The organism is Sphingomonas oligoaromativorans, from assembly GCF_011762195.1.
In the GTDB taxonomy this organism is placed as follows: domain Bacteria; phylum Pseudomonadota; class Alphaproteobacteria; order Sphingomonadales; family Sphingomonadaceae; genus Solisphingomonas; species Solisphingomonas oligoaromativorans.
Genome location: NZ_JAASQK010000004.1, coordinates 70,719 through 95,550 on the forward strand (window position 1 = coordinate 70,719; position 24,832 = coordinate 95,550).

Below are 24,832 nucleotides of genomic sequence, written 5' to 3' on the forward strand. Positions count from 1 at the left end.
CCGCCCTGCTTTTTCGGGACATGACGATGCGCCATCTCGTCCATCGCCGCAGCGGACTGGCGGCGGGGCTCCTCGCGCTTGCCACCATCGGCGCCGCACCCGCTCCTCATGCCGATTTCGCGCAGAAAGAGGGGCTCAACCTCAACAGCTTCGAGCGGAGCGGGCCGGTCTCCGCGCATGTCGTGCTGCGCTCGGGGAGCGATCCGCGCCTGATCGTGGCCTTTCCGGCGGGGAACAGCGGCGTCGGGCTGTGGTTCGCGGGGATCGACCATCCGGCCGAGTGGACGATGCCCGCGCCCGCGCAACCGATCACGATCAGGGACGCCAAGGGCCGCGCGCTGCATGGCGTGCGCTTCACCGCCATCATCGCCACGCCACGCCTGGAGGCGAAGCAGGCGGTGCTGTCGAGCATCCGCGTGCTGCGCGACTATCAGGCGCTCGGCACCGCGCCCGCCGAGGTGCTGACGCCGCCGGTGGCGGATCGGACCGGCCTCGTCTGGTCGCGCGACCGGCTGGACGGCGCGCCGGGCTACCGGCTGGAGGTCCATGGCGCGATGCGGGGCGACGCCTTCGTCGCGGACAAGTCCGGGCGGATCACGCTCTCGATCACCGCCGTGACGGGGGAGACGCCGCTGACGCCGCTCTCCGGCAAGGACTTGCTGACGCCCGCGGCCAATGCCGATCCCAAGGCGCGCGCCGCGCTCGAATATCTGAGCTATCGCGAGAAATACCTCGCGGGCTCCTGGCGCTTCGACACCTATTTCGGCCGCGACACGCTGATGTCGGTGCGGCTGCTGATGCCGGTGCTCCAGCCGTTGGCGGTGGAGTCCGGTCTGCGCTCGGTGCTGGAGCGCCTCTCGCCCGAGGGCAAGGTCGCGCATGAGGAGGATATCGGCGAGTTCGCCATCCTCGATCACCGCAGGGAGGACGGCACGTCCTCCGCCGCGCCGACCTTCAACTACAAGATGATCGACAGCCATTTCATGCTGGCGCCCGTGGCGCGGGCATGGCTGCTCGACGATGCGCGTGGCCGGGCGCGGGCCGGGACTTTCCTCGCCGAGAAGGGAGCGGGCGCGGAATTGATGCGCAACCTCCGCTTCGTGATGGCCGAGGCGGAGCCCTTCGCGCGCGACCCGGTGGTGGGCAAGCTGATCGGTCTCGAGCCCGGAATGCAGGTCGGCGAATGGCGCGACAGCAATGACGGGCTCGGCGGCGGGCATTATCCCTATGACGTCAACGCCGTATTCGTCCCGGCTGCGCTGGAGGCTGCCGACGCGCTCTATCGGGCGGGGCTGCTGACGCCCTATCTCTCGGCCGAGGACCGGGCGGCGTTCGATCGTCTTCCCGCGATGATCGCCATTTGGCGCGAGAAGGCGCCGGGGCTGTTCGCGATGGAAGTCCCGGCCGACAGGGCGGCCGAGGATGTCCGCGCCTATGCAAGGCAGGCGGGCGTGCCGGCCGCGCCGGCGCTGGCGGCGCTGAAGGGCGGGCCGGTCCGCTTCCACGCCATCGCGCTCGATCGCGACGGCAAGCCGGTGCCGATCGAGAACAGCGACATGGGTTTCGACCTGCTCTTCGGCCATCCGACCAAGGCTGATCTCGACCAGACCGCGCAGCTCATCAGCCGGCCCTTCCCGGCGGGCCTGCGGACGGGCGTGGGGATGCTGGTCGCCAACCCGGTCTTCGCCTCCGCGGCGCTTCAGGCGCGTTTCGGGCCGAACGCCTATCATGGCACGGTGATCTGGTCATGGCAGCAGGCGCTGGCGGCGGCGGGGCTGGCGCGCCAGCTCGGACGCAAGGATCTGCCGGTGGATCTCCGCACGAAGCTCGCCAATGCGCAGGCCTGTCTCTGGGACGGCATCGACGCGACGCGGAGCGTGCAGCGCTCCGAACTCTGGTCCTGGGCCTATAAGGACGGTGCCTATCGCATCGTGGCCTTCGGCGCGGGCGCCAAGGATGTCGACGAGTCCAACGCGGCACAGCTCTGGAGCACCGTCTTCCTCGCGCTCAAGCGGCCGGCGGGGGCGGGGCATTGCCCCTCGGCGTCCGCCACGGCTAGGACATATCCATGACCGACAACCGCATCCGGCAGATCGTCATCCTCGGCGGGGGCACGGCTGGCTGGATGACCGCCGCCGCGCTTGCCAGAGGCCTCCACGGCACCGGCACGGCGATCCGGCTGGTCGAGTCCGAGGAGATCGGCACGATCGGCGTCGGCGAGGCGACCATCCCGACGATCCACTGGTTCAACCAGATCGTCGGGCTCGACGAAGCGCAGTTCATGGCGGAAACGGGCGCGACCTATAAGCTCGGCGTCGAGTTCGTCGGCTGGAACGGGGAGGGGAGCCGCTATCTCCATCCCTTCGGCACCTTCGGGCCGCCGGGCGACGGCGTGATGTTCCTCCATCGGCTGATCCGCGCGCGGCTGGCGGGCTTCGAGGCGCCGACCGAGGAGTATTCGCTGACGGCCCAGCTCGCGCGGCAGGGGCGCTTCGCTCAGCCCTCGGCGGACCGCCGCTCGCTGCTTTCCACGCTCGGCTACGCCTTCCATTTCGACGCCTCGCTCTATGCGCGCTACCTGCGCAAGCTGGCCGAGGCGGGGGGCGTGCAGCGTTTCGAGGGCAAGGTCAGCCGGATCGACCAGCATCCCGAGACGGGCTTCGTCCGCTCGCTCACCACCGATCGCGGCGATGTGCTGGAGGGCGATCTCTTCATCGATTGCTCGGGGATGCGCGGCCTGCTGATCGAGCAGACGCTGGGCGCTGGCTATGAGGACTGGTCGCACTGGCTGCCCTGCGATCGCGCCTGGGCGGCCCCCAGCGCGCCTGAGCAGCACATCACCCCCTATACGCGCGCCACGGCGGCGGAGGCCGGATGGCGCTGGCGTATCCCGCTCCAGCATCGCACCGGCAACGGCTATGTCTACTCCAGCCGCTATCAGGACGATGATGCCGCGCGCGCCTCGCTGATCGCCGGCATGGACAGCCCGCCCATCGCCGACCCGCGCCTGATCCGCTTCCTGCCCGGTCGCCGCCGCAAGAGCTGGGACCGCAACGTCGTCGCCATCGGCCTGTCGAGCGGCTTCCTCGAACCGCTGGAGTCGACCAGCATCCACCTGATCCAGAGCGGCATCGCCAAACTGCTCGCGCTCTTCCCGCGCCGCGACGGATCGCCGCTCGCCGCCGACCAGTTCAACCGCATCTACGCGCAGGAGATGGACGATGTCCGCGACTTCCTGATCCTGCATTACGCGATGACGCAGGGCCGCACCGAGCCGCTGTGGCAGGCCTGTCAGGCGATGGACATCCCGGAGACGCTGGCCCGCAAGATCGGGCATTTCCGCGCCTCCGCGCGCCTCGTGCTGTCGACCGACGAGCTGTTCCGCGATGCGAGCTGGTTCGCGGTGATGGACGGGCAGGGCATCCGGCCGACCGACTATAACCCCGCCATCGAAAGCCATTCGATCGAGGACATAATGGCGCACCTCCAGTCGGTGCGGACGGCGATCCAGACGAGCGCCGCAGCCATTCCCGCATTGCAGCGCCCTGCGTCGTAACTGGCCGCAGTCTGAGTGCGGCTGAGGGTGATGGTCGCTTCTAACGTCGTGTTTTGAAACGCTTCTGTCACGAAATCACGGCAAGAGGCTCCCCTGCCGCAACCGCGCAATAATCGCGGGGCGGCACCTTCTAGGGGAAATATCTTGTCCAAGATCTTCATCCGCCCGGCCGCGCTGGCCGCCGTCGCATCGTGCGCCATGATCGCCGCCACGTCCGCCTTCGCGCAGGACGCAGCCGCCGCCGCTCCGGCGGCCGGGAACGAATTGGGCGACATCGTCGTCACCGCCGAGCGCCGCGCCGAAAACCTCCAGAAGGTTCCGATTTCGGTCGGCGTCATCAACGGAGCGGGCCTGCGCGATTTCCAGGCGGGCGGCGACGACACGCTGCTCTCGCTCTCGGGCAAGGTGCCGAGCCTCTATGTCGAGTCGACCACCGGCCGCATCTTCCCGCGCTTCTACATCCGCGGCCTCGGCAATATCGATTTCTACCTCGGCGCCTCGCAGCCGGTGTCGATCATCCAGGACGATGTTGTCCTCGAACATGTCGTCCTGAAATCGAACCCCGCCTTCGACATCCAGCAGGTCGAGGTGCTGCGCGGCCCGCAGGGCTCGCTGTTCGGCCGCAACACGACGGCCGGCATCATCAAGTTCGACACCGTCAAGCCGACGCAGGATTTCGAGGCGCGCGGCACGGCCTCCTACGGCAGCTACAACACCGTCAACATCGATGCCGGCGTCGGCGGACCGATCATCGCGGACAAGCTCGCCTTCCGCGTTTCGGCGCTCTACCAGCATCGCGACAACTGGGTGGACAACGGCTTCACCGGCGTCTCCGACGATGGCACGCGCGCGCCGCGCAAGGATGCGCTGGGCGGCTTCGACGAGAAGGACGTCCGTCTCCAGTTCCTGCTGACGCCGACCGAGCGCCTGTCGATCCTCGCCTCCGGTCACGCCCGCGACTATGAGGGCACCTCGACGATCTTCTATCGCGGCTCGATCATCAAGGGCACCAACGCTGTCCCCTCGAACTTCGACCGCAGCCAGGTCGCGCTCGACGAGGGCGACAACAACCCGCAGCATTACTGGACCTATGGCGGCTCGCTCAACGTGGGCTATGACTTCGGCGGCGTGAAGCTGACCTCGATCAGCGCCTATGAGACCAGCCATGGCTATAGCCGCGGCGATACCGACGGCGGCGCGGCGATCAATTTCCCGGGGCCGGCCTTCTTCGGTGAATCGCAGGGCCGCCTGCGCTCGCTCGGCCAGTTCACCGAGGAGGTCCGCCTCGCCAGCGACGGCACCGATCGCTTCAAGTGGCAGGTCGGCGGCATCTACTTCGATTCCCGCGACGATACCGAGTTCGATCAGCGTGCCTTCTTCCTCAATCCGGGCGTCGCGGCGCGCAACCCGAACAACTGGGTGCTGCTGCACGACATCAACACCTCTTGGGGCATCTTCGGGCAGGCGAGCTACAAGCTCACCGATCGCCTGACGATCACCGGCGGCGTGCGCGAGACGAAGGACACCAAGTCCACCCGCCTGCTCAAGACCGCGAACACGGCGGCGGGCGCCGTCACCTATACCGGCCGCCGCTATGTCCGCCTGTCGGACACCAGGCCGAGCTGGGACGCGAGCGCGCTCTATGAGCTGACCCCGAATGTCAGCCTCTACGGCCGCATCGCGCGCGGCTTCCGCGGCCCGACCATCCAGGGCCGATCGGCGGTGTTCAATTCCGACTTCACCACGGCGAATTCGGAAACCAACACCTCCTACGAAGGCGGCATCAAGAGCAGCTTCCTCGACAACCGGGTGCGCCTGAACCTCACCGGCTTCACCTATGTCGTCGACAACATCCAGCTCAACGGCAACGATTCCAACGGCAACGGCGTGCTGTTCAACGCCAACAAGGCGAAGGCCTATGGCATGGAAGCCGAAGCCGAGGTGAAGCCGATCCCGAACCTGACGCTGTCGGCGGGCCTCAGCCTGCTGCACACCGAGATCGACGACAAGAATGTCTATGCGCAGGTCTGCGGCCTTGCCATCGCGGGCGTGTATAACGTGGTCTGCACGGTCCAGAACCCGACGATCACGAAGCCCGTCTTCGGCACGCCGACCGTCTTCGCGCAGATCGACGGCAACCCGCTGCCGAACGCGCCGAAATACAACCTCGACCTGACGGCGCGCTACGATCTGCCGATCGGCGAGGGCAAGGCCTTCATCTCCACCGACTGGAACATCCAGGGCGATACGAGCTTCGTGCCGTATAAGACCAAGGAGTTCACCTCGAAGGGCAGCTTCGAGGGCGGCCTGAAGATCGGCTACGATCTGAAGTCCTATGAGGTGGCGGTGTTCGCCCGCAACATCACCAATGAGAAGAACCTCAAGGGCGTGATCGATAACTATATGGCCGGCGTCTATAACGATCCGCGCATCATCGGCGTCTCGGTGAGCGCCAGGTTCCACTGATCTGCCCACCGGCGTTGACAGCGCGCATGAGGCCCGATCAGATCGGCCTCATGCGTCGCTGGCCGGTCCTGTTGTTTGCATTGCTGGCGGGCTGCGGCCCCAAGACGCATCCGCCGGCCTCGCCGATCATCCTCTGGGCCTGGGAGCGGCCCGAGGATCTGCGTTTCCTGCCCGGTAACGTGGACGTCGCCGTCCAGAGCGGCTTCATCGAGATCGCGGGAGACAGCTTCACCGCGCGCGGGCGGCGCTATCCGCTTCGGGTCTCGAAGCCGCCCGAGATCGCGCTCGTCCATATCCAGATCGCACCCGAACGGCCTGTCCAATGGACACCGACCCTGCGCCGTCGCGTGGCCGGCGCCGTGCTCCATTATGCGACGCGCATCCCGGCGAAGCGGGTCCAGATCGATTTCGAGGTGCGGGCGTCCGAGCGGCAAATCCTCCTCGATGTGCTGACCGATGTCCGCAAGGGGCTGCCCGGAGGAACGCTGCTGTCGATGACCGCGCTTGCATCCTGGTGCGATGACGAGCGCTGGATCGACGCGGCGCCGGTCGACGAGATCGTGCCGATGCTCTTCCGCATGGGCCGCACCGATCCGCTGATCCGGGCGCGGCTGGAGAAGGGCGGGGATTTCCGCAACCCGCGCTGCCGCACCGCGCTGGCGCTCTCCACCGATACGCCCATCGCGCGCGCACCGGCCGGGCGACGTGTATATGTCTTCGATCCAAGGAGTTGGACGAAAGCCGACTTCGATTCCGTGCGGCGCCAGATAGGGGGATGGCGATGAAGGGGATGCGCAGGGCTGTGGCGGCGACGCTGGCCATGCTGGCGGTCGGTTCGGGCGGGCCGCCGCCGGTGCCGGACTATGTGACATCCTATGCGTTGAACGCGGTCGATCTGTCGGCGCTGTCGGGTGGGCATCTGGGCATCCTCAAGGCGGCCGCTCCCTCGCCGATTCTCTATCTGGACTGGCGATTGCTGAATGGTCTGGCCGTCGGCAAGGACGCGGGCTCGGCGCTCGCCAGGCCGTGCTGCGGGGATTCCAGCGTCGATCCGACCTATCGGTGGATCGACGCCCGCAGGCAGATTCCCGGCGCCTCCACGGACATCTATTACATCTCCACCGAGCGGGAGGGGCCGAACTACACCACGATCCCCACCTGCTTCAGCGACGCCTTCGTCACCGCGACGGCGACGCTGAAGGATCGCATCGGCCGCTACGGCGCCTCCTCGCCCGGCGTGCGGGCATGGCTGGCAGGGCAGGATGCGGTGTTCCAGTCGTGCAGCAAACCGGGCGTCGTGCTGCCCGCGCTCGCCGCCGATGCTCCGGCCTGGCTCCGCGCCGACCGCGCCTATCAGGAGGCCGCGCTCGCGCTTTATGACGGACGCTATGCCGATGCCGAGCGGGGCTTCGCCGCGATCGGGAAGGACCGCCATTCGCCGTGGCAGCCCAAGGCGCTCTACCTGCAAGCGCGCGTGGCGCTGCGGAGCGCGACGGTCCATCTCGACGCGCCCGGCTTCGCACATGCCCACGCCGCGATCCGGCAGCTTGGCGCCGCGCCCAGTGGAAGCTACGGGCAGGATCAGATCCCGACGATGCAGCAGCTTCTGCTCTATCGCGAGCATCCGCGCGAACTGCTCGCCCGTCTCGACCATGATCTCAACCAGCACGATCCCGCGCCGGATATCGCGGTGAAGTTCAAGGACTATCTGAGCCTCAGCGACGTCTCGACCGCCAGGCCCGAAGCGGGCGACTGGATTCGCACGCTGCAAGCCAAGGACCGGAAGGCGGGGCTCGCCCACGCCCAGCAGCAATGGTCCGCGACGCATCATGTCGCATGGCTGGCGGCGGTACTGAGCCTCGCCATGCCCGACGACGCGGCCGCGCCCACGCTGGCGCGCGATGCGGCCGCCGTCGCGCCGGACAGCCCGGCATGGCTGACGGCCCAATATCATCTCACGCGCCTGACGCTGCTGAAGACTCCGCTGGCCGAGACGCGGAGCCGTACCGACGCCATCCTCGCGCGGAACGATCTCACCCCGTCGGACCGCAACATCTTCTCCGCGATCCGTACCCAGCTTTCGACCGGTCTCGACGATTTCGTGCGTCATGCGCTCCGCCAGCCTTATTGCACGGCCACCGACGGCGGTTGTGTGCCGGGGAATTTCCCGGCGGGGGACGGGCTGATCGGCAAGCAGGGCGCGTCCTATGTGGGGCTTGGTGGCGACGCGCGCGCGGTGATCGATCGCCTGCCGCTCAAGGAGCGCATGGCGCTTGCGCAGGCCATGGCCTTGCCGCGCGAATTGAGGCTGGACATCGCGCTCACCAACTATGCGCGTGCCGTGCAGCTTCAGGATGATGCCGCGATCGACGCGACGGCGACGCAGCTCGCTGATCTCTTGCCGCAGGTGCGCGACGATTGGCGGGCCATTGTGCGCCTCAGGCCGGGGCCGGACCGGCGCTTCGCGGAATTTTTCGTGATGGCGAAGATTCCGAGCCTGCGCAGCGATCTCGCCGGCTATTCGCGGCCCGAAGGGAAGGAGCCCGAGTTCAGCGGTTATTGGGTGGACTGGATGCTGCTGCCGCGCGGCCATGCGACCGTTCTCAGGGCCTTCCCTCTGACCAGGGCTTACACGCCGGACGAATATTGGAGCGGCAATGATGACGAAGCGCCGGACGGCGCCGACATGGCCTGTTTCGGCAAATGCGGGCGGGGAATCTTCGCCTTCCACATGCCGGTTTTCGCGGGCGACCTCTTCGCCAAGGCGCGCGCGGAGCGGGGCTTCTTCCTGGCCGGTGACGGCAAGCCGGATCGTATCCCCCCGGATGCGACCTCGCTCTGGGGCGAGATGATGGACTATGCGCGCCTCCACCCGAAAGACCCCCGCTCGCCCGAGACGCTCTATCGCCTGATCCGCGTCGCGCGCTGGGGCGGCAATCACGATCATCTCGGGAAGCGGGCTTTCCTGTTGCTCCATGCGCGCTATCCAAGGTCGGTCTGGGCGACGAAATCCCCTTATTATTATGACAGTTGAGGCGGCGCGCGCGGACGGCGAGCGGGGCGGCGCATACCTCGTTGGAGGCATTGACCCCTGAGGCGGGCGGTTCCAGCACGCTTCTCGGGAGAGACAGGGTCTATGAGAGTCGCGGCCATTCTGGCGCTGGCGTGCCTTGCCGGCTGCCATAAGGCGGAGCGCAGCCATGCGATCGCGGCGCGCGCGCCCGCGTCGTCGCCCGGTGCGAGGCCGGGGGCACCGGCCGCGCCGCCTCCGGCCCGGACCTATACGTTGCGCGGGCTTCTGTCCGACCCGCAGGTTTTCCCCGATCTGAAGCAATGCCGGGAAGCGCTGAACATCAACGCCGCCGCGATGGACATCGTCGCCAACGGCAGCAGCGCCCAGCTCCGCTGCGTCCCCACCCAGACCGACCTTGCGACCGCGGTGAACAATCAGGGCCATTGAGCGCCGGTCAGCCGTTGCTATGAAGGCGGCGGTGCCGGGGAAAGGGGAAAGCCTTGCTTCGTAGTTTCGTCCTGCTGGTGGTGGGTGCGCTGCTCGGCGCGGCCTTTTTCCATCTCTATTATGTCGGGCTGAGCCCGGAGAAGCGCTGCGGCTGGGATCATCCGTTCGACGATCGGGCGAAGGCGCTGTGCGGGGAGTCCGCGCCCGCTGCCAAGGCCGCCGGCTATGGCCGCAAGGCGCGCCACGAACTGGACGGGCTGATCGACAACGTCTCGAACTGACGCGTGTAGCCGGCGCCCTTTTGCGCCGGGATGACCAACGATGTCGTCATTGATCGCGCGCATGACGCGTGGCAGGCAACCTCCAACAATCCATTGGAGAGACGATGATCCTGGGAGAGATGCAGGCGGCGATCCGCACAACCGTGCGCGATTTCGCGCAGGAGCGGATTCGCCCCAACAGTCAGGCCTATGAGGCGGCGGGCGGTTACCCCGCCGGGCTGTTCGAGGAACTGGGCGGCATGGGACTGTTCGGCATGACGGCGCCCGCCGAGTTCGGCGGCGCGGAGGCGGATTATGTCTCCTACGCGCTGGCGCTGATGGAGATCGCGGCCGCCGACGGGGCGCTCTCCACGATCGTCTCGATCCAGAACTCGATCATGGTCTCTGGTCTGCTCAAGGACGGCAGCGCGGCGCAGAAGGCGCGCTTCCTCCCCGATCTGATCGCCGGCCGCATGATCGGCGCCTTCGCGCTGACCGAGACGGACGCCGGCTCCGACGCTTCCGCGATCCGCACCCGCGCCACGAAGATGGAGGGCGGCTGGCGGCTCGACGGGGCCAAGCAGTTCATCACCTCGGGCCGCATCGCGGGGGTGACGATGGTGATCGCCGTTACCGATCCGGCGGCGGGGAAGAAGGGCATCTCCGCCTTCCTCGTGCCCACCGACACGCCGGGCTATGCGGTGGACAAGGTGGAACACAAGCTGGGGCAGGGCGCGTCCGACACCTGCGCGCTGCGCTTCGACAATTGCGTCGTGCCCGACGGGATGCTGCTGGGCGCGGAGGGGCGCGGCTATTCGATCGCGCTCTCCAATCTGGAGGCCGGGCGCATCGGCATCGCGGCGCAGTCGGTCGGCATGGCGCAGGCGGCGCTGGAGATCGCCATCGCCTATGCCAAGGAACGCAGGTCGATGGGGCAGGCGATCATCGCGCATCAGGCGGTCGGCTTCCGCCTCGCCGATCTGGCGGCGAAGCTGGAGGCGGCGCGGCAGCTCGTGCTTCACGCGGCCAGCCTCAAGGATGGCGGGCTACCCTGCCTCAAGGAGGCGTCGATGGCCAAGCTGGTCGCCTCCGAGACGGCCGAGGCGGTGGTGTCGGGCGCGATCCAGACGCTCGGCGGCTATGGCTATCTGGAGGAGTTCGGGCTCGCCAAGATCTATCGCGACGTCCGCGTCTGCCAGATCTACGAGGGCACGTCCGATATCCAGCGCATGGTGATCGCGCGGGCGCTTTGACGGAAACGGCCGGGCATCGCTGCCCGGCCGCTCCGATCGTTCAGGCTTTCAGCGTCAGGCCTTCACCTTCGGCTTCTTGGCCTTGCCGCCACCCTTGCCGGCCTTGGGCGCGGCCGCGGTGATCTCGAAGGCGAGCGCGTCGTCCTTCAGCTTCACGCGGACCTCGCCGCCATGGACGAGCTTGCCGAACAGCAGCTCCTCGGCCAGCGGCTGCTTGATCTTCTCCTGGATCAGGCGGCCCATCGGGCGGGCGCCATAGAGCTTGTCATAGCCCTTGGCGGTCAGCCAGTCGCGCGCATCGTCTTCCAGCACGATGTGGACGTCACGGTCGGCGAGCTGGAGTTCGAGCTGGAGCACGAACTTCTCGACGACACGGGCGACCACCTCGGTCGGCAGATAGCTGAACGGCACGATCGCATCGAGGCGGTTGCGGAATTCCGGCGTGAACATCTTCTTCACGGCCTCCTCGTCCTCGCCCTCGCGGGTGAGATTGCCGAAGCCCAGCGACTCGCGCGCCATGTCGGACGCGCCGGCGTTGGTGGTCATGATGAGGATGGTGTTGCGGAAGTCGACCGTCTTGCCGTGGTGGTCGGTCAGCTTTCCGTTGTCCATCACCTGAAGCAGGATGTTGAACAGATCGGGATGCGCCTTCTCGATCTCGTCGAGCAGGAGCACCGAATGGGGCTGCTGGTCCACCGCATCGGTGAGCAGGCCGCCCTGATCGTAGCCGACATAACCCGGAGGCGCGCCGATCAGCCGGCTGACCGAGTGGCGCTCCATATATTCGGACATGTCGAACCGCTGGAGCGGGATGCCCATGATCTCGGCGAGCTGGCGCGCCACCTCCGTCTTGCCGACGCCCGTGGGGCCGGAGAAGAGATAGTTGCCGATCGGCTTGTTGGGCTCGCGAAGCCCCGCGCGGGACAGTTTGATCGCGGACGCCAGCGTCTCGATCGCCTTGTCCTGCCCGAAGACGACGCGCTTGAGATCGGTTTCCAGCGTTTCCAGCACCTTCTTGTCGTCGGCGCTGACCGATTTCGGGGGGATGCGCGCCATCGTCGCGATCACCGCCTCCACCTCGCGCGTGCCGATCACCTTCTTGCGGCGGCTTTCCGGCAGCAGCATCTGCATCGCGCCCGCCTCGTCGATCACGTCGATCGCCTTGTCGGGCAGCTTGCGGTCGTTGATGTAGCGTGCCGACAGCTCCACCGCCGACTTGATGGCCTCGGCCGTGTAGCGCAGGTGGTGATGCGCCTCGAAGCTCGGACGCAGGCCGGTGACGATCTTGATCGTGTCCTCGACCGTCGGTTCGTTCACGTCGATCTTCTGGAAGCGCCGGAGCAGCGCCCGGTCCTTCTCGAAATGATTGCGGAACTCCTTGTAGGTGGTCGATCCGATGCACCGGATCGCGCCGCCCGAGAGCGCGGGTTTCAGAAGGTTGGACGCATCCATCGCGCCGCCGGAGGTAGCGCCGGCGCCGATCACGGTGTGGATCTCGTCGATGAACAGCACCGCGTGGGGCAGCTTCTCCAGCTCGGAGACGACCTGCTTCAGACGCTCCTCGAAGTCGCCGCGATAGCGGGTGCCGGCGAGCAGCGCGCCCATGTCGAGCGAGTAGATCACCGCTTCCTTGAGCACGTCGGGCACCTGGCCCTCGATGATCTTGCGCGCGAGGCCCTCGGCGATGGCCGTCTTGCCCACGCCCGGATCGCCCACATAGAGCGGATTGTTCTTCGAACGGCGGCAGAGGATCTGGATGGTGCGATCCACTTCGGGGCCACGGCCGATCAGCGGATCGACCTTACCTTCCCTGGCCTTCTCGTTGAGGTTGACGGTGAACTGCTTCAGAGCGCTGTCGCCCTTCTGTTTGGGCTCGGCCTTCTGGGTTTTGTCTTCCTCGGAGCCCTTCACCTCGCGTGCCTCCGTCGCCTGACCGCCCTTGCCGATGCCGTGGCTGATGAAGCTGACCGCATCGAGCCTCGTCATGTCCTGCTGTTGCAGGAAATAGACCGCATAGCTCTCGCGCTCGCTGAACAGGGCGACGAGGACGTTCGCGCCCGTCACCTCTTCGCGGCCCGAGGACTGCACATGGAGGATGGCGCGCTGGATCACGCGCTGGAAGCCGGAGGTGGGCGAGGGGTCGGTCTCCTGATCGGTCTTCAGGGCATCCAGCTCGCTGTCGAGATAATGGGTGACCGCATCGCGCAGTTCGGAAAGCTCCACGCCGCAGCCGGTCATCACCTGCGCCGCATGTTCGTCGCCGACCAGCGCGAGGAGGAGATGCTCCAGCGTCGCATATTCGTGACGTCGCGTGCTCGCCGCGGCGAGCGCGTTGTGGAGGGTGGTTTCAAGTTCGCGAGCGAAAGAGGGCATTGTCGATCAACTCCTGGGCACACCCGGCCAATGAGCGGGGGCCGTCTCGACAATGTCGGGTCGGTCACCCGTTTCATCAAGGATGTCCGTCCCGCCGCAGGGCCTTGTCGTTGGGCCGGGAGAGGGGCGGAGGATCCTCATCGTTTAAATAGGGCATCCGCGCTTGCGCGATGGTTAACCGCAGTTCGGATTTTTTCCTTGATGCGCACGATCTCGGCTTCCAGCGCGGCCATGCGCGCCTCAAGCTCCCCGATCGAGAGTGGATCGAGATCCTGACGGCCGAGCGCGGCGATCGGGTCGTCCGCGCGCTTGGGCAGGAAATCTTCCGTATCCATTGTGCGAACGTTGACCCGAAACGGGCCGCTGTCAATAAACCCCACGCGAGTTTGACCAAAAGGGGATGGGTGTGGCGGAGCTGCCGGAACGGATGATCGCGATCGACCCGGAGGCAGCGGGCGGGCCGGACGTCCTCGTCCCCGTCGAGCGACCGGTGCCGCGGCCGGGGCAGGGGGAGGTTCTGATCCGCGTGAAGGCGGCCGGGGTGAACCGCCCGGACGTGCTCCAGCGCAAGGGCCATTACCCGCCGCCGCCGGGCGCGCCCTCGATTCTCGGGCTGGAGATCGCTGGTACGGTGGTCGCGGTGGGCGAAGGGGCGGATGCCTCGATGCTCGCCCAGCCGGTCTGCGCGCTGGTCGCGGGCGGGGGCTATGCCGAATATTGCGTGGCGCCCGCCGGCCAGTGCCTGCCGGTGCCGCCCGCGATCAGCATGATCGAGGCGGCGGCGCTGCCGGAGACGGTCTTCACCGTCTGGTCCAACCTGTTCGAGCGGGCCTATGCGATGGAGGGCGATGCGGTGCTCGTCCATGGCGGCACCAGCGGCATCGGCACGACCGCGATCCTGCTCGGCAAGCTGTTCGACCTGACCGTCATCGTCACCTGCGGCTCGGATGAGAAATGCGCCCGCGCGACGGAACTCGGGGTGGATCATGCGATCAACTACAAGACGCAGGATTTCGTCGAGGAGGTGAAGCGCATCGCCGGCGGCAAGGGCGTGCAGGCGGTGCTCGACATGGTCGGCGGGGATTATGTGGCGCGCAATCTCGCCTGCCTCGCGGACGACGGGCGCCATGTGACGATCGCCGTGCAGGGCGGCGTGAAGGCGGAGATCAACCTCGTCGAGGTGATGCGCCGCCGGCTGACGCTCACCGGCTCGACGCTGCGCGCGCGGGACGTGACCTTCAAGGCGCTGGTGGCGGACGAGCTTCGCCGCAACGTCTGGCCGCATGTCGCGGAGGGGCGGCTCAGGCCCGTGATCGATTCGGTCTTCCCGCTGGCCGAGGCGGCCAAGGCCCACGCCCGGATGGATGGCGGCGATCATGTTGGCAAGATCGTGCTGGAGATCGCCTGATCCATAAGGAAGGCTGATCGATCCGGGGCACAAAACCGCGTTTCTCCGGGCGCTTGGCTGCCTTAGGGAGCGGCGACCATCAGGAGGGGCGCACATGGAAAAGCTGGTTCTTCACGAGGATTCGGACTCGGGCAATTGCTACAAGGTCCGTCTGGTGGCGGCGCATCTGGGCCTGTCGCTCGAACGCCGTGACTATGACACGCTGAAGGGCGAGACGCGGACGCCGGAGTTCCTCGCCAACGTGAACGCCAACGGTCGCATCCCCGTGCTCCAGATCGGCGACCGCTTCCTGCCGGAGAGCAGCGCCGCCTGTTTCTATCTCGCGGATGGATCGCCGCTGATTCCCGAGGATCGCTTCGATCGCGCCGACATGCTGCGCTGGATGTTCTTCGAGCAGTATAATCATGAGCCCAACGTCGCGACGCTGCGCTTCTGGTTGTCCTTCGTGGGCGAGGATCGGCTCACCGAGGCGCAGAACGCGCTGATCCCGGCCAAGCGCATCGCGGGCAACGCCGCGCTCGCGCTGATGGACGAGCATCTGCGCGGGCATGACTTCTTCGTAGGCGGGCGCTTCACGCTCGCCGACATCGCGCTCTACGCCTACACGCATGTGATGGAGGGCGGCGGTTTCGATCGGGGAGCCTATCCCGCCGTCGAGCGCTGGCTCGGCCGGGTGGCGGCGCTGCCGGGGCATGTTCCTATCGATGAATGACATCAGCGCCTTGCCCTAGGCCGCGCTCCACGGTACATTCCCGCAACGCAGAGGCCGCTCCCGTGTGGGGCGGCCCTTTCTTTATCCATCGGAGAGCAACCGTGTCCCAGCCGCTCATGCCCCATGCGACCGCGTCCTGGCTGGTCGACAATACCGCGCTCAGCTTCCAGCAGATCGCCGAATTTTGCGGCCTCCACATCCTCGAAGTGCAGGCGATCGCGGACGATACCGCCGGCATCAAGCTGGCCGGCCGCGATCCCGTCCGCGCTCACGAGCTGAGCATGGAAGAGATCGAGAAGGGCCAGGCCAACCCCAACTACCGTCTCCAGATGGCCAAGGGGCCGGAGCAGGCGCGCCGCACCAAGGGGCCGCGCTACACGCCGGTGTCCAAGCGTCAGGACAAGCCGGACGGCATCGCCTGGATCATCCGCAACCACCCGGAAGTGTCGGACGGCGCGATCGGCAAGCTGATCGGCACCACCCGCACCACCATCGCGGCGATCCGCGACCGGACCCACTGGAACATCGCCAACATCACGCCGAAGGATCCGGTGACGCTGGGCCTCTGCTCGCAGCGTGAACTGGACGCCGCGATCGCCAAGGCCGCCAAGGCCGCCGGGATCGAGGCGCCGGTCGACGATCGCCTCTCGGGTGACCGTGCCGCGCTCATCGAGGAACTGCGCGCCCAGCGTGACGCCGCCCATCGCGGGTCGGGCGAAGGCGAGGATGGCGAGGGCGCGCCTGCGCGGCCGACCTACAGCCTGCCCGAAGGCGTGGTCGATCCGTTCAAGCGCTGACGAAATCCGGGACGGGCGATATCGGGAGATGTCGCCTGCCTCCGCCCGGTGGCTCGGGGTGGCCGGGGCCGATTTAATATATTGATTTCCGAATAGCTTTTCTTTTCGGGTCCGAACCTTTTTTGCCCGGAATTGCTTCCGCCGTTCCGATCGCTCGGTTATGCTCGCCGCATGATGACTGCGGGGGATCGTCTGGGCGGTTCGGTCTGTCATTCGGCGGACGGGTTCGTTGACCTTCGAGCCTTGTCCTTGCCCGACCTGCTGGAGCGGGCGGCCGCCGTGGCGCCCGATGCTCCGCTGATCGATTTCTTCGGGCGCGTCTTCACCTATGCCGAGATGACGGCGCTTGCCGGCCGAGTGGCGACGGGGCTCGCCGAGCTGGGCATCAGGCCGGGCGATCGCGTCGGCCTCTATCTCCCCAACGTGCCTTATTATGTGGCGGCCTATCATGGCGTGCTGCGGCTCGGCGCCGTGGTGGTGAACCTCTCGTCGAGCAGTTCCATGGAAGAGCTGCGCCGCCAGGTCGAGGATTCCGGCGTGCGGGTCGTCTTCACGCTGGCGGCGACCGGTTTCCTGCCCAAGGCGATGGGGCTGCTGGCGGATAGCGCGTTGGAAAGGCTGGTGGTGGGGCCGTTGTCCGGCTGCCTGACGGGCGGCAAGGCCTTCTTCCAGCGCTTTTTCGGGCGGGGGCTGCTGCCGATGCCACCTTCGGACGATCGGGTCTGCTCCTTTGAAGAGCTGGTCGCCAATAATGGCTCGGTGCCGAGGATCGGCGTCGATCCCATGCGCGATCTCGCCCTGATCCAATATTCATCCGGGGACGGTGGCGCGGCGCGTGGGGCGGTGTTCACGCATCAGGCATTGTCGGCGAACGCGCGGCAGATGGGTTTGCTTTGCCCCTGGCGCGGCACGCAGCGGCCGGAATCGGACGAGAGGGTGATCTGCGCGCTGCCGCTGTCGACGATCTTCGGGCAAGGCTGTGTCCTCAACCGGATCGTGGTCAAGGGCGGCCAGATGGTGATGCTGTCCTTCTTCCGCCCGACGGAGGCGATCGCCGCCATCCGGCGCACGCGGGCGAATTGCCTGCCCGCCACCCCGGCGATGCTGCGCGCGCTGCTCAATCATCCGGGGCTGACCCGGATGGACCTGGCGTCGCTCGATCTCTGCATCGTGGTCGGCGCGCCGCTGCCGCAGGTGCTGCGCGAGCGGTTCGAGCGCTTCTCCGACGCGCAGGTGATCGAGACATATGGATTGACCGAAGCCGGGATCGTCAGTTGCAGCCCGGTCGATGGGCGCGACCGGCCCGGCTCGATCAGCCGGGCGCTGCCGGCGACTCAGGTGGCGCTTGCCCATCGCGACGACCCGGCGCGGGCTCCGTCGCCCGGCGAACCCGGAGAGATCATCGTCCGGGGGCCGCAGCTCATGCTGGACTATCGGCGCGGCGGGGCGCCGTTCGTCGAGCGGGAAGGGCGGCGCTGGCTGCGGACCGGCGATATCGGTTCGATCGATGTGGCGGGGCACATCTACGTCGTCGATCGTGTCGTGGATACGATTTCGGTGACGGGTTTCCGGGTCTATCCCAGCCAGATCGAGGCGATCCTGTGCCGTCATCCGGCGGTGGAGCAGGCGCTCGTGGCGGGCGTGCCCGATCATTATGCGGGCGAACTGCCAAAGGCGTTCGTCACGCTGGCCGAAGGCGCGTCGGTGACGGCGAGGGATATCAGGGATTGGCTCAACGCGCGCGTGGGCAAGCACGAGCAACTGGTCGACCTCGAAATCCGCGACATATTGCCCCGCGATCGCCGGGGGAGGCTGGACCGGCAGGCGGTGATCCGGCGGGAGAACGCTTTGCCGACGGGATCGGCTTGACCCGCCCGATACCCGCCGCCACAAGCGGCCCATGGCAGAAGATGGCGACCGCATCGCGGAATTGAGCTTCGAGGACGCGCTCAAGCGACTGGAGACGATTGTACAGCAGCTCGAAAGCGGCGACGTGCCGCTCGAAAAGTCGATCGAGCTTTATGGGGAAGGCGACAGGTTGCGTGCCCAATGCGAGGCGCGGCTGAAGGCCGCCCAGGCCCGTATCGAGCAGATCCAGATCGGCGCCGATGGCGCGCCGGCCGCTTCCCGCCCCTTCGATGCCGAGTGATCCCGTGACCAAACTTGCCTCTTCCCCGCTCGTTGACGCCATGCAGTCCGTCGCGGCGGACATCGATACGCTGTTCGACCAGGTGCTGGCGCTGCCGGGCGATCCGCGCGACGTGCTGTACGAGGCGATGCGTCACGCCGCGATCGGTGGTGGCAAGCGGCTGCGTCCGCTGCTCGTCTATGCGGCGTCTAACCTGTTCAACGTCTCGCGCGGGAGCGCGCTGCGCGCCGGCCTCGCGATCGAGTGCATCCACGTCTACAGCCTGATCCACGACGATATGCCGTGCATGGACGATGACGACATGCGCCGTGGCAAGCCGACGGTCCACAAGGCGTTCAACGAGGCCGTGGCCGTGCTTGCGGGCGACGCGCTCCAGGCGTTGGCCTTCGAGGTTGTGGCCGACCCGGAGACGCATCCCGATCCTTTCGTCCGCGCCGAGCTGGCGCTGGAACTGGCGCGCGCCAGCGGCCCGTCGGGCATGGCCGGCGGCCAGATGATGGACCTGGAGGCGGAGGAGAACCGCTTCGACCTGCCGACCACCACGCGGCTCCAGCAGCTCAAGACGGGCGCGCTGATCGCCTTCTGCCTCGAAGCGGGCGCGATCCTCGGCCATGTGCCGCCGGAGGGCCGTCGCGGCCTGCGCGCCTATGCCCGCGATATCGGGCTTGCCTTCCAGATCGCCGACGACCTGCTCGACGTCGAGGGCGACGCGGCGGTGGTCGGCAAGGCGACCGGCAAGGACGCGGACGCCGGCAAGGCCACCTTCGTATCGCTCCTCGGCGTCGAGCGCGCGAGGAAGCAGGCGTCCATGCTGGTCGATCAGGCGATCGCCCACCTCGCGGCCTTCGGCGCCGAGGCGGATCTGCTGCGCGCCATCGCGCGCTATGTCGTGGAGCGCGATCATTGAGCCAGCGGGTCGGCATCTATCCGGGCACGTTCGATCCGGTCACTCTTGGCCATATGGATATCATCCGGCGGGCCACCTCGCTGGTCGACCGGCTCGTGATCGGGGTGACGACCAACCCGTCCAAATCGCCGATGTTCACGCTCGACGAGCGGCTGGAGATGGTCCGGCGGGAAACCGCCGGCCTCGGCCATGCCGCGATCGACGTGGTGGCGTTCGACAGCCTGCTCATCCACTTCGCGCGCCAGCAGGGCGCATCGGTGATCGTGCGCGGCCTGCGCGCCGTCGCGGACTTCGAATATGAGTATCAGATGGCCGGCATGAACCAGCAGCTCGATCGCGGGATCGAGACGGTGTTCCTGATGGCGGACGTCGCGCTCCAGCCGATCGCCTCGCGTCTGGTGAAGGAAATCGCGCTCTATGGCGGCGATATCCGCGCCTTCGTGCCCGGCCCGGTCGCCGAACAGGTGATCGAGCGGGTGGCGCGGATCGGCGTCAAGGGGAGCGTTCCGCTCGCTTCCTGACGTTCAGCGATAGGAAAGCGCCGCAGCATCAGCTAGTGCATCGAAGATCATGACCATTGCCCGCCGCATTTCGGAGCCCGGCCGACCTATGAGACTTGCGTTCGCCCTCGTCCTGACCGCCGCGCTCGCGCTTCATGCGCCCGTCGACGCGAAGAAGCCGAAGAGGCCGGTCATCAAGACGTCCGACCTGCTGGCGGCCAGCAATCTGAAGCCTTTCCTGCCGCCGGCGCTGACCCCGGACAACACCTGGGATCTCGATCTGTCGGACGGCGGCCGCGTGGTGATCCAGCTTCGCCCGGACCGCGCGCCCAAGATGGTGGAGCGGATCAAGACGCTGACCAAGCAGGGCTTCTACAACGGCCTGGACTTCCATCGCGTGATCGATGGCTTCATGGCGCAGGGCGGCGATCCCAAGGGCACGGGCGAGGGCGGCTCCTCGCTGCCGGACGTGCCGGCCGAGTTCAACGATCTGCCGCACGTTCGCGGTGCGGTCGCGGCGGCGCGCTCGTCCGACGAGAACAGCGCGAACAGCCAGTTCTACATCATGTTCATGCCGAACCTGCGGCTCGACAAGCATTACACGGTGTTCGGCCGCGTCGTGTCCGGGATGCAGTATGTGGACGCCATTCAGCGCGGCGAGCCGCCCGCGCATCCGACTGTGATCCTGCGCGCAGTGATGGGCGACGATCCGGCCGCCGGCACGCCGCCGCCGGCGCTCCCGGCCGCGCCCGCGGTGCAGGCGCCCGCCACGCTGCCGTCCGGCCCGATCACGCCGCCAGCCGGCTCGACGCCGAAGAACTGAGCGTCCGCATCGGCGGAAGACCATGCGCGTAGACCTGTTCGATTTCGATCTGCCGCCGGAGTCCATCGCGCTCCGGCCGGCGTCGCCGCGTGATTCCGCGCGGATGCTCGTCGTGCGCGGGGCGGAGATGGCAGACCGCGTGATGGCGGACCTCGCCGACGAACTGCGGCCCGGCGACTGCCTCGTCTTCAACGACACGCGGGTGATCCCGGCGCAGCTCGAAGGGGTGCGCGGCGAAGCGCGGATCGGGGCGACGCTTCACAAGCGCGAGGGCGTGCGGGCATGGCGCGCCTTCGTCCGCAACGCCAAGCGGCTGCGGGACGGCGATCGGATCGCTTTCGGGGCGGATGTTTTCGCGATCGCCAGCGATCGTGGCGAGGACGGGAGCTGGCTCCTGAGCTTCGAGGGCGAAGAGCCGGTCGAACTGCTCCTGGAGCGGGCGGGGCGGATGCCGCTCCCGCCCTACATCGCCGCCAAGCGCCCCACCGACGCGCGCGACGCCGACGATTACCAGACCATGTTCGCCAACGAGCCCGGCGCCGTCGCCGCGCCGACGGCCGCGCTGCACTTCACGCCCGCTCTGATCGAGCGGCTGAGGGCTGCCGGCATCGCGCATGAGACGCTGACGCTCCATGTCGGCGCGGGCACCTTCCTGCCGGTGAAGGCCGACGATACGATCGATCACAAGATGCACGCCGAATGGGGCCGCATCGATGCCGCCACGGCGGATCGTCTCAACGCGGTGCGCGCTGGGGGCGGGCGCCTGATCGCGGTCGGCACCACCAGCCTGCGCCTGCTCGAAAGCGCTGCCGGCGAGGACAACATCATCCGCCCGTTCGAGGGCGACACCTCGATCTTCATCACGCCGGGCTATCGCTTCCGCGCGATCGACGGGCTGGTGACGAACTTCCATCTGCCCAAATCGACGCTGTTCATGCTGGTCTCCTCGCTGATGGGGCTGGAGACGATGCAGGCAGCCTATGCCCATGCCATCGGGGCGGGCTATCGCTTCTACAGCTATGGTGATGGGAGCCTGCTGCTTCCGGGTGCTTGAAGGCTTGGCGGCGCTGACGTAGCGCTCAGGGCATGACCGCGCCCGATCTCTTCTCCGCCGAAACCGCCGCCGCCGAGCGCCTTGCCTTCCTTGCCGCCGAGATCGCGCGGCATAACCGGCTCTACCACGATCATGACGCGCCCGAGATTTCGGATGCGGAGTATGACGCCCTGATGCGCGAGAACAACGCGCTGGAGGCGAAGCATCCCCATCTGGTGCGCGCCGACTCGCCGTCGAAGCAGGTGGGCGCGGCGCCGACCGGGCATCTCGCCAAGGTCGCCCATGCGAAGCCGATGCTGAGCCTCGACAACGCCTTCGCGGACGAGGATGTCGAGGAGTTCGTCGCGCGCGTCCGCCGTTTCCTCGCGCTGCCGGACGATGCCGAGGTGGCGATGACGGCCGAGCCGAAGATCGACGGCCTGTCCTGCTCGCTGCGCTACGAGAAGGGGCGGCTGGTGCAGGCGGCGACGCGCGGTGACGGCAGCATCGGCGAGGATGTGACCGCCAACGTCCGCACCATCGCCGAAATCCCGCAGATGCTGCACGGCGACGCGCCCGACGTGTTCGAGGTGCGCGGCGAGGTCTATATGTCCAAGGCCGAGTTCGCGGCGCTCAACGAGAAGCTGGCGGGCGAGCGGATTTTCGCCAATCCACGGAACGCGGCGGCCGGCTCGCTCCGCCAGAAAGACCCGGAGGTGACGCGTGGCCGTCCGCTGCGCTTTCTCGCCCATGGCTGGGGGGAGGCCTCCGCGCTGCCCGGCTCGACGCAGCTTGAGGTGATGGAGGCGATCCGCGCTTTCGGCCTGCCTGTGTCCGACGCGCTGGTCCGCTGCACGAGCGCAAGGCAGATGCTCGATCATTATCGCAGCATCGAGGCGCAACGTGCTGATCTGCCTTTCGATATCGACGGCGTGGTCTACAAGGTCGATCGTTTCGACTGGCAGCAGCGGCTGGGGCAGGTGGCCCGCGCGCCGCGCTGGGCGATCGCGCACAAATTCCCGGCCGAGCGCGCCCAGACGCTGCTGCGCGCCATAGACATCCAGGTCGGCCGCACCGGCGCGCTGACGCCCGTGGCGCGTCTGGAGCCGGTGACGGTGGGCGGCGTGGTCGTCACCAACGCGACGCTCCACAATGCCGACGAGATCGAGCGCCTCGGCGCGCGGCCGGGCGACCGTGTCGTCCTCCAGCGCGCCGGCGACGTGATCCCGCAGATCGTCGAGGTGCTGACCCGTGACGAGGAGCGGCCCGCCTTCATCTTCCCGCATGTCTGCCCGGAATGCGGCTCGGCGGCGGAGCGCGAGGAGGGGGAGGTCATCTGGCGCTGCACCGGCGGCCTGATCTGCCCGGCGCAGCGCGTGGAGCGCCTGATTCACTTCGCCTCGCGCCATGCCTTCGATATTCGCGGCCTCGGCCTCGTGCGCGTGGAGGATTTCTTCAAGGACGGGCTGATCGCATCGCCCGCCGATATCTTCCGCCTCCGCAACCGCCGCGAGGAACTGGTCGCGCGCGAGCGGCTGGCGGACGTCTCGGTCGACAATCTGCTGGAGGCGATCGAGGACAAGCGCCGCATCCCGCTCGACCGCTTCCTCTTCGCGCTCGGCATCCGCCACATCGGCGAGGTGACGGCGCGCGAACTGGCGAGGCGCTATGTAAGCTACGGCGCCTTCATGAAGATGATCGACAAGGCGCTGGATACACGCAGAAATTTCGTTCAGGCGATCGGCGAGACGGACCGCAAGTTCGAAATCCGCCGCCTGAAGGAACTGGTCAACGCCATCGGCACGCGCGACATCGGGCCGGAGGTGGCCGAGGCGCTGCTCGACTTCTTCGCCGAACCGCATAACCGCGACGTCGTGGCCGATCTCGCCAGCGAACTCACCATCGAGAATCTCGTCCACGAGACGCTGACATCGAAGGTGTCGGGCAAGACGGTGGTGTTCACCGGCAAGCTCCTCACCATGTCGCGGGACGAGGCCAAGGCGCAGGCCGAGCGGCTGGGCGCCAAGGCCGCCGGTTCGGTTTCGAAGGCGACCGATCTGGTGGTGGTCGGCGCGGATGCGGGCTCCAAGCTCAGGAAAGCGCAGGAACTTGGCATCGAGGTCGCGACCGAGGAGGAATGGGCGGCGATCGTCGCGGCGGCGGGCTGACCCTCCGCCTCGACGGCGAGCAATCAGAAGACTCGCAAAATCCGTATCCAATGTTACCTTCTGGATATGGCTGAACATGTACTGGAGCACCCGCCAGAGGGTGCGGGAGCGGACTGGACCATTCCTCAGGACTGGGCGGCCTATACCGCCGAGGATCATGAGACGTGGGACATCCTGTTCGCGCGCCAGTCCAGGCAGTTGCCCGGCCGCGCGGCGGAAGCCTTCCTGCGCGGGCTGGACGTGCTGAAGCTCTCCAAGCCCGGCATCCCGGACTTCGAGGAGCTGTCCGAACGGCTGATGAAGGCGACGGGGTGGCAGGTCGTGGCGGTGCCGGGGCTGGTGCCGGACGAGGTGTTCTTCGATCACCTTGCCAATCGCCGCTTCGTGGCCGGCAACTTCATCCGCCGCCGCGATCAACTCGACTATCTTCAGGAGCCGGACGTCTTCCACGACGTCTTCGGCCATGTGCCGATGCTCGCGGACCCGGTGTTCGCCGATTATATGCAGGCTTACGGGCAGGGCGGCCTGCGCTCGCTGGGCTTCGGCTCGCTGAACAAACTGGCGCGGCTCTACTGGTATACGGTGGAATTCGGGCTGGTGCGCGAGGGGGGCGATCTCAAGCTGTTCGGCTCGGGCATCGTCTCCAGCCATGGCGAGAGCGAGTTCGCGCTCGACGATCCGAGCCCCAACCGCATCCGCTTCGATCTGGAGCGCGTGATGCGGACCAACTATCGCATCGACGATTACCAGCAGGTCTATTTCGTCATCGACAGCTTCGAGGATCTGCTGCGCCGGACGCTGGAGACGGATTTCGCCCCGCTCTACGAAAGGCTGGCGGGGCTGCCCGATCTCGGCCCGGCCGATCTGCTGGATGAGGACGAGATCATCACCCGCGGCACGCAGGCCTATGCGACGGAGCGCGCCGGCTGACCTTCTCGTCAGCCGGACATTCTCGCTAACGAGAGCA

Annotated in this window: 21 protein-coding genes; 19 read left to right on the forward strand and 2 right to left on the reverse strand. The window is 67.3% G+C overall.

The features are described 5' to 3' along the window. The first annotated feature begins 20 nt into the window (after window positions 1–20). From FHS98_RS08990 to FHS98_RS09025, 8 genes are all read left to right on the forward strand, one after another. The gene (locus FHS98_RS08990) at window positions 21–2,072 is read left to right on the forward strand and encodes a hypothetical protein (RefSeq protein ID WP_167103266.1); all 2,052 of its coding nucleotides are present in this window, start codon (window positions 21–23) and stop codon (window positions 2,070–2,072) included. Further along, complete coding sequence (locus FHS98_RS08995) at window positions 2,069–3,556, forward strand: tryptophan halogenase family protein (protein WP_167103269.1); 1,488 nt, start codon at window positions 2,069–2,071, stop codon at window positions 3,554–3,556. Before FHS98_RS08990 ends, FHS98_RS08995 begins: the two co-directional genes overlap by 4 nt. 144 nt (window positions 3,557–3,700) lie before the next feature. Beyond that, the gene (locus tag FHS98_RS09000) at window positions 3,701–6,022 is read left to right on the forward strand and encodes a TonB-dependent receptor (protein WP_167103272.1); all 2,322 of its coding nucleotides are present in this window, start codon (window positions 3,701–3,703) and stop codon (window positions 6,020–6,022) included. Between the two features lie 50 nt (window positions 6,023–6,072). After that, window positions 6,073–6,807 carry a hypothetical protein gene (locus FHS98_RS09005; protein ID WP_243847944.1) on the forward strand — a complete coding sequence of 245 codons (735 nt, stop codon included), beginning with the start codon at window positions 6,073–6,075 and terminating at the stop codon, window positions 6,805–6,807. After that, window positions 6,804–9,056 carry a hypothetical protein gene (locus tag FHS98_RS09010; protein ID WP_243847945.1) on the forward strand — a complete coding sequence of 751 codons (2,253 nt, stop codon included), beginning with the start codon at window positions 6,804–6,806 and terminating at the stop codon, window positions 9,054–9,056. Before FHS98_RS09005 ends, FHS98_RS09010 begins: the two co-directional genes overlap by 4 nt. A 102-nt stretch (window positions 9,057–9,158) precedes the next feature. Continuing rightward, a complete protein-coding gene (locus FHS98_RS09015; protein ID WP_167103096.1) occupies window positions 9,159–9,482 on the forward strand; it encodes a hypothetical protein in 324 nt (107 codons plus the stop codon). Between the two features lie 53 nt (window positions 9,483–9,535). After that, on the forward strand, window positions 9,536–9,763 hold the full coding sequence (locus FHS98_RS09020) for a hypothetical protein (protein WP_167103281.1): 228 nt from the start codon (window positions 9,536–9,538) through the stop codon (window positions 9,761–9,763). Between the two features lie 104 nt (window positions 9,764–9,867). Then, on the forward strand, window positions 9,868–10,995 hold the full coding sequence (locus tag FHS98_RS09025) for an acyl-CoA dehydrogenase family protein (RefSeq protein WP_167103284.1): 1,128 nt from the start codon (window positions 9,868–9,870) through the stop codon (window positions 10,993–10,995). Window positions 10,996–11,049: 54 nt separating this feature from the next. Here FHS98_RS09025 and clpA read toward each other — a convergent pair whose 3' ends face one another. Both clpA and FHS98_RS09035 read right to left on the reverse strand, forming a co-directional pair. After that, the gene (gene clpA, locus FHS98_RS09030) at window positions 11,050–13,368 is read right to left on the reverse strand and encodes an ATP-dependent Clp protease ATP-binding subunit ClpA (RefSeq protein ID WP_167103286.1); all 2,319 of its coding nucleotides are present in this window, start codon (window positions 13,366–13,368) and stop codon (window positions 11,050–11,052) included. A gap of 137 nt (window positions 13,369–13,505) precedes the next feature. Further along, window positions 13,506–13,703: a DUF1192 domain-containing protein gene (locus FHS98_RS09035; RefSeq protein ID WP_167104189.1), complete on the reverse strand. Its 198-nt coding sequence runs from the start codon at window positions 13,701–13,703 to the stop codon at window positions 13,506–13,508. 92 nt (window positions 13,704–13,795) lie between these two features. Between FHS98_RS09035 and FHS98_RS09040 the strand changes: the two genes are divergently transcribed. From FHS98_RS09040 to phhA, 11 genes are all read left to right on the forward strand, one after another. Continuing rightward, window positions 13,796–14,776: an NAD(P)H-quinone oxidoreductase gene (locus FHS98_RS09040; RefSeq protein WP_167104187.1), complete on the forward strand. Its 981-nt coding sequence runs from the start codon at window positions 13,796–13,798 to the stop codon at window positions 14,774–14,776. 94 nt (window positions 14,777–14,870) lie between these two features. Next, complete coding sequence (locus FHS98_RS09045) at window positions 14,871–15,488, forward strand: glutathione S-transferase family protein (RefSeq protein WP_167103289.1); 618 nt, start codon at window positions 14,871–14,873, stop codon at window positions 15,486–15,488. Between the two features lie 116 nt (window positions 15,489–15,604). Continuing rightward, entirely contained in the window at window positions 15,605–16,285 is a 681-nt protein-coding gene (locus FHS98_RS09050; RefSeq protein ID WP_167104192.1) for a DUF1013 domain-containing protein, read from the forward strand. Between the two features lie 249 nt (window positions 16,286–16,534). Then, entirely contained in the window at window positions 16,535–18,154 is a 1,620-nt protein-coding gene (locus FHS98_RS09055; RefSeq protein WP_208402164.1) for an AMP-binding protein, read from the forward strand. A 31-nt stretch (window positions 18,155–18,185) separates the two neighbouring features. Beyond that, window positions 18,186–18,434, forward strand: a complete 249-nt coding sequence (locus tag FHS98_RS09060) for an exodeoxyribonuclease VII small subunit (RefSeq protein WP_167103295.1) — start codon at window positions 18,186–18,188, stop codon at window positions 18,432–18,434. 40 nt (window positions 18,435–18,474) lie between these two features. Further along, window positions 18,475–19,341: a polyprenyl synthetase family protein gene (locus tag FHS98_RS09065; RefSeq protein WP_425057341.1), complete on the forward strand. Its 867-nt coding sequence runs from the start codon at window positions 18,475–18,477 to the stop codon at window positions 19,339–19,341. Beyond that, window positions 19,338–19,862, forward strand: a complete 525-nt coding sequence (coaD, locus tag FHS98_RS09070; RefSeq protein WP_167103301.1) for a pantetheine-phosphate adenylyltransferase — start codon at window positions 19,338–19,340, stop codon at window positions 19,860–19,862. Before FHS98_RS09065 ends, coaD begins: the two co-directional genes overlap by 4 nt. Before the next feature lie 88 nt (window positions 19,863–19,950). Further along, window positions 19,951–20,664 (forward strand): peptidylprolyl isomerase, encoded by a 714-nt coding sequence (locus FHS98_RS09075; protein ID WP_167103304.1) that lies wholly within the window; start codon window positions 19,951–19,953, stop codon window positions 20,662–20,664. A gap of 22 nt (window positions 20,665–20,686) precedes the next feature. Beyond that, window positions 20,687–21,718, forward strand: coding sequence for a tRNA preQ1(34) S-adenosylmethionine ribosyltransferase-isomerase QueA (queA, locus tag FHS98_RS09080; RefSeq protein ID WP_167103307.1), 1,032 nt, complete (start codon window positions 20,687–20,689; stop codon window positions 21,716–21,718). A 32-nt stretch (window positions 21,719–21,750) separates the two neighbouring features. Continuing rightward, window positions 21,751–23,865 carry an NAD-dependent DNA ligase LigA gene (ligA, locus tag FHS98_RS09085; protein WP_167103310.1) on the forward strand — a complete coding sequence of 705 codons (2,115 nt, stop codon included), beginning with the start codon at window positions 21,751–21,753 and terminating at the stop codon, window positions 23,863–23,865. A gap of 66 nt (window positions 23,866–23,931) precedes the next feature. Beyond that, window positions 23,932–24,795: a phenylalanine 4-monooxygenase gene (phhA, locus tag FHS98_RS09090; RefSeq protein WP_167103313.1), complete on the forward strand. Its 864-nt coding sequence runs from the start codon at window positions 23,932–23,934 to the stop codon at window positions 24,793–24,795. Window positions 24,796–24,832: the final 37 nt, after the last annotated feature.

What these genes read in the sequence shown, in the direction of transcription:
- FHS98_RS08990 (WP_167103266.1), top strand. Translation starts at nt 21, where the DNA reads ATGACGATGCGCCATCTCGTCCATCGCCGCAGCGGACTGGCGGCGGGG.
- FHS98_RS09060 (WP_167103295.1), top strand. Translation starts at nt 18,186, where the DNA reads ATGGCAGAAGATGGCGACCGCATCGCGGAATTGAGCTTCGAGGACGCG.
- FHS98_RS09010 (WP_243847945.1), top strand. Translation starts at nt 6,804, where the DNA reads ATGAAGGGGATGCGCAGGGCTGTGGCGGCGACGCTGGCCATGCTGGCG.
- phhA (WP_167103313.1), top strand. Translation starts at nt 23,932, where the DNA reads ATGGCTGAACATGTACTGGAGCACCCGCCAGAGGGTGCGGGAGCGGAC.
- FHS98_RS09025 (WP_167103284.1), top strand. Translation starts at nt 9,868, where the DNA reads ATGATCCTGGGAGAGATGCAGGCGGCGATCCGCACAACCGTGCGCGAT.
- FHS98_RS09050 (WP_167104192.1), top strand. Translation starts at nt 15,605, where the DNA reads ATGCCCCATGCGACCGCGTCCTGGCTGGTCGACAATACCGCGCTCAGC.
- FHS98_RS09040 (WP_167104187.1), top strand. Translation starts at nt 13,796, where the DNA reads ATGATCGCGATCGACCCGGAGGCAGCGGGCGGGCCGGACGTCCTCGTC.
- ligA (WP_167103310.1), top strand. Translation starts at nt 21,751, where the DNA reads ATGACCGCGCCCGATCTCTTCTCCGCCGAAACCGCCGCCGCCGAGCGC.
- FHS98_RS09075 (WP_167103304.1), top strand. Translation starts at nt 19,951, where the DNA reads ATGAGACTTGCGTTCGCCCTCGTCCTGACCGCCGCGCTCGCGCTTCAT.
- FHS98_RS09065 (WP_425057341.1), top strand. Translation starts at nt 18,475, where the DNA reads ATGCAGTCCGTCGCGGCGGACATCGATACGCTGTTCGACCAGGTGCTG.
- FHS98_RS08995 (WP_167103269.1), top strand. Translation starts at nt 2,069, where the DNA reads ATGACCGACAACCGCATCCGGCAGATCGTCATCCTCGGCGGGGGCACG.
- FHS98_RS09035 (WP_167104189.1), bottom strand. Translation starts at nt 13,703, where the DNA reads ATGGATACGGAAGATTTCCTGCCCAAGCGCGCGGACGACCCGATCGCC.
- queA (WP_167103307.1), top strand. Translation starts at nt 20,687, where the DNA reads ATGCGCGTAGACCTGTTCGATTTCGATCTGCCGCCGGAGTCCATCGCG.
- clpA (WP_167103286.1), bottom strand. Translation starts at nt 13,368, where the DNA reads ATGCCCTCTTTCGCTCGCGAACTTGAAACCACCCTCCACAACGCGCTC.
- FHS98_RS09005 (WP_243847944.1), top strand. Translation starts at nt 6,073, where the DNA reads ATGCGTCGCTGGCCGGTCCTGTTGTTTGCATTGCTGGCGGGCTGCGGC.
- FHS98_RS09045 (WP_167103289.1), top strand. Translation starts at nt 14,871, where the DNA reads ATGGAAAAGCTGGTTCTTCACGAGGATTCGGACTCGGGCAATTGCTAC.
- FHS98_RS09015 (WP_167103096.1), top strand. Translation starts at nt 9,159, where the DNA reads ATGAGAGTCGCGGCCATTCTGGCGCTGGCGTGCCTTGCCGGCTGCCAT.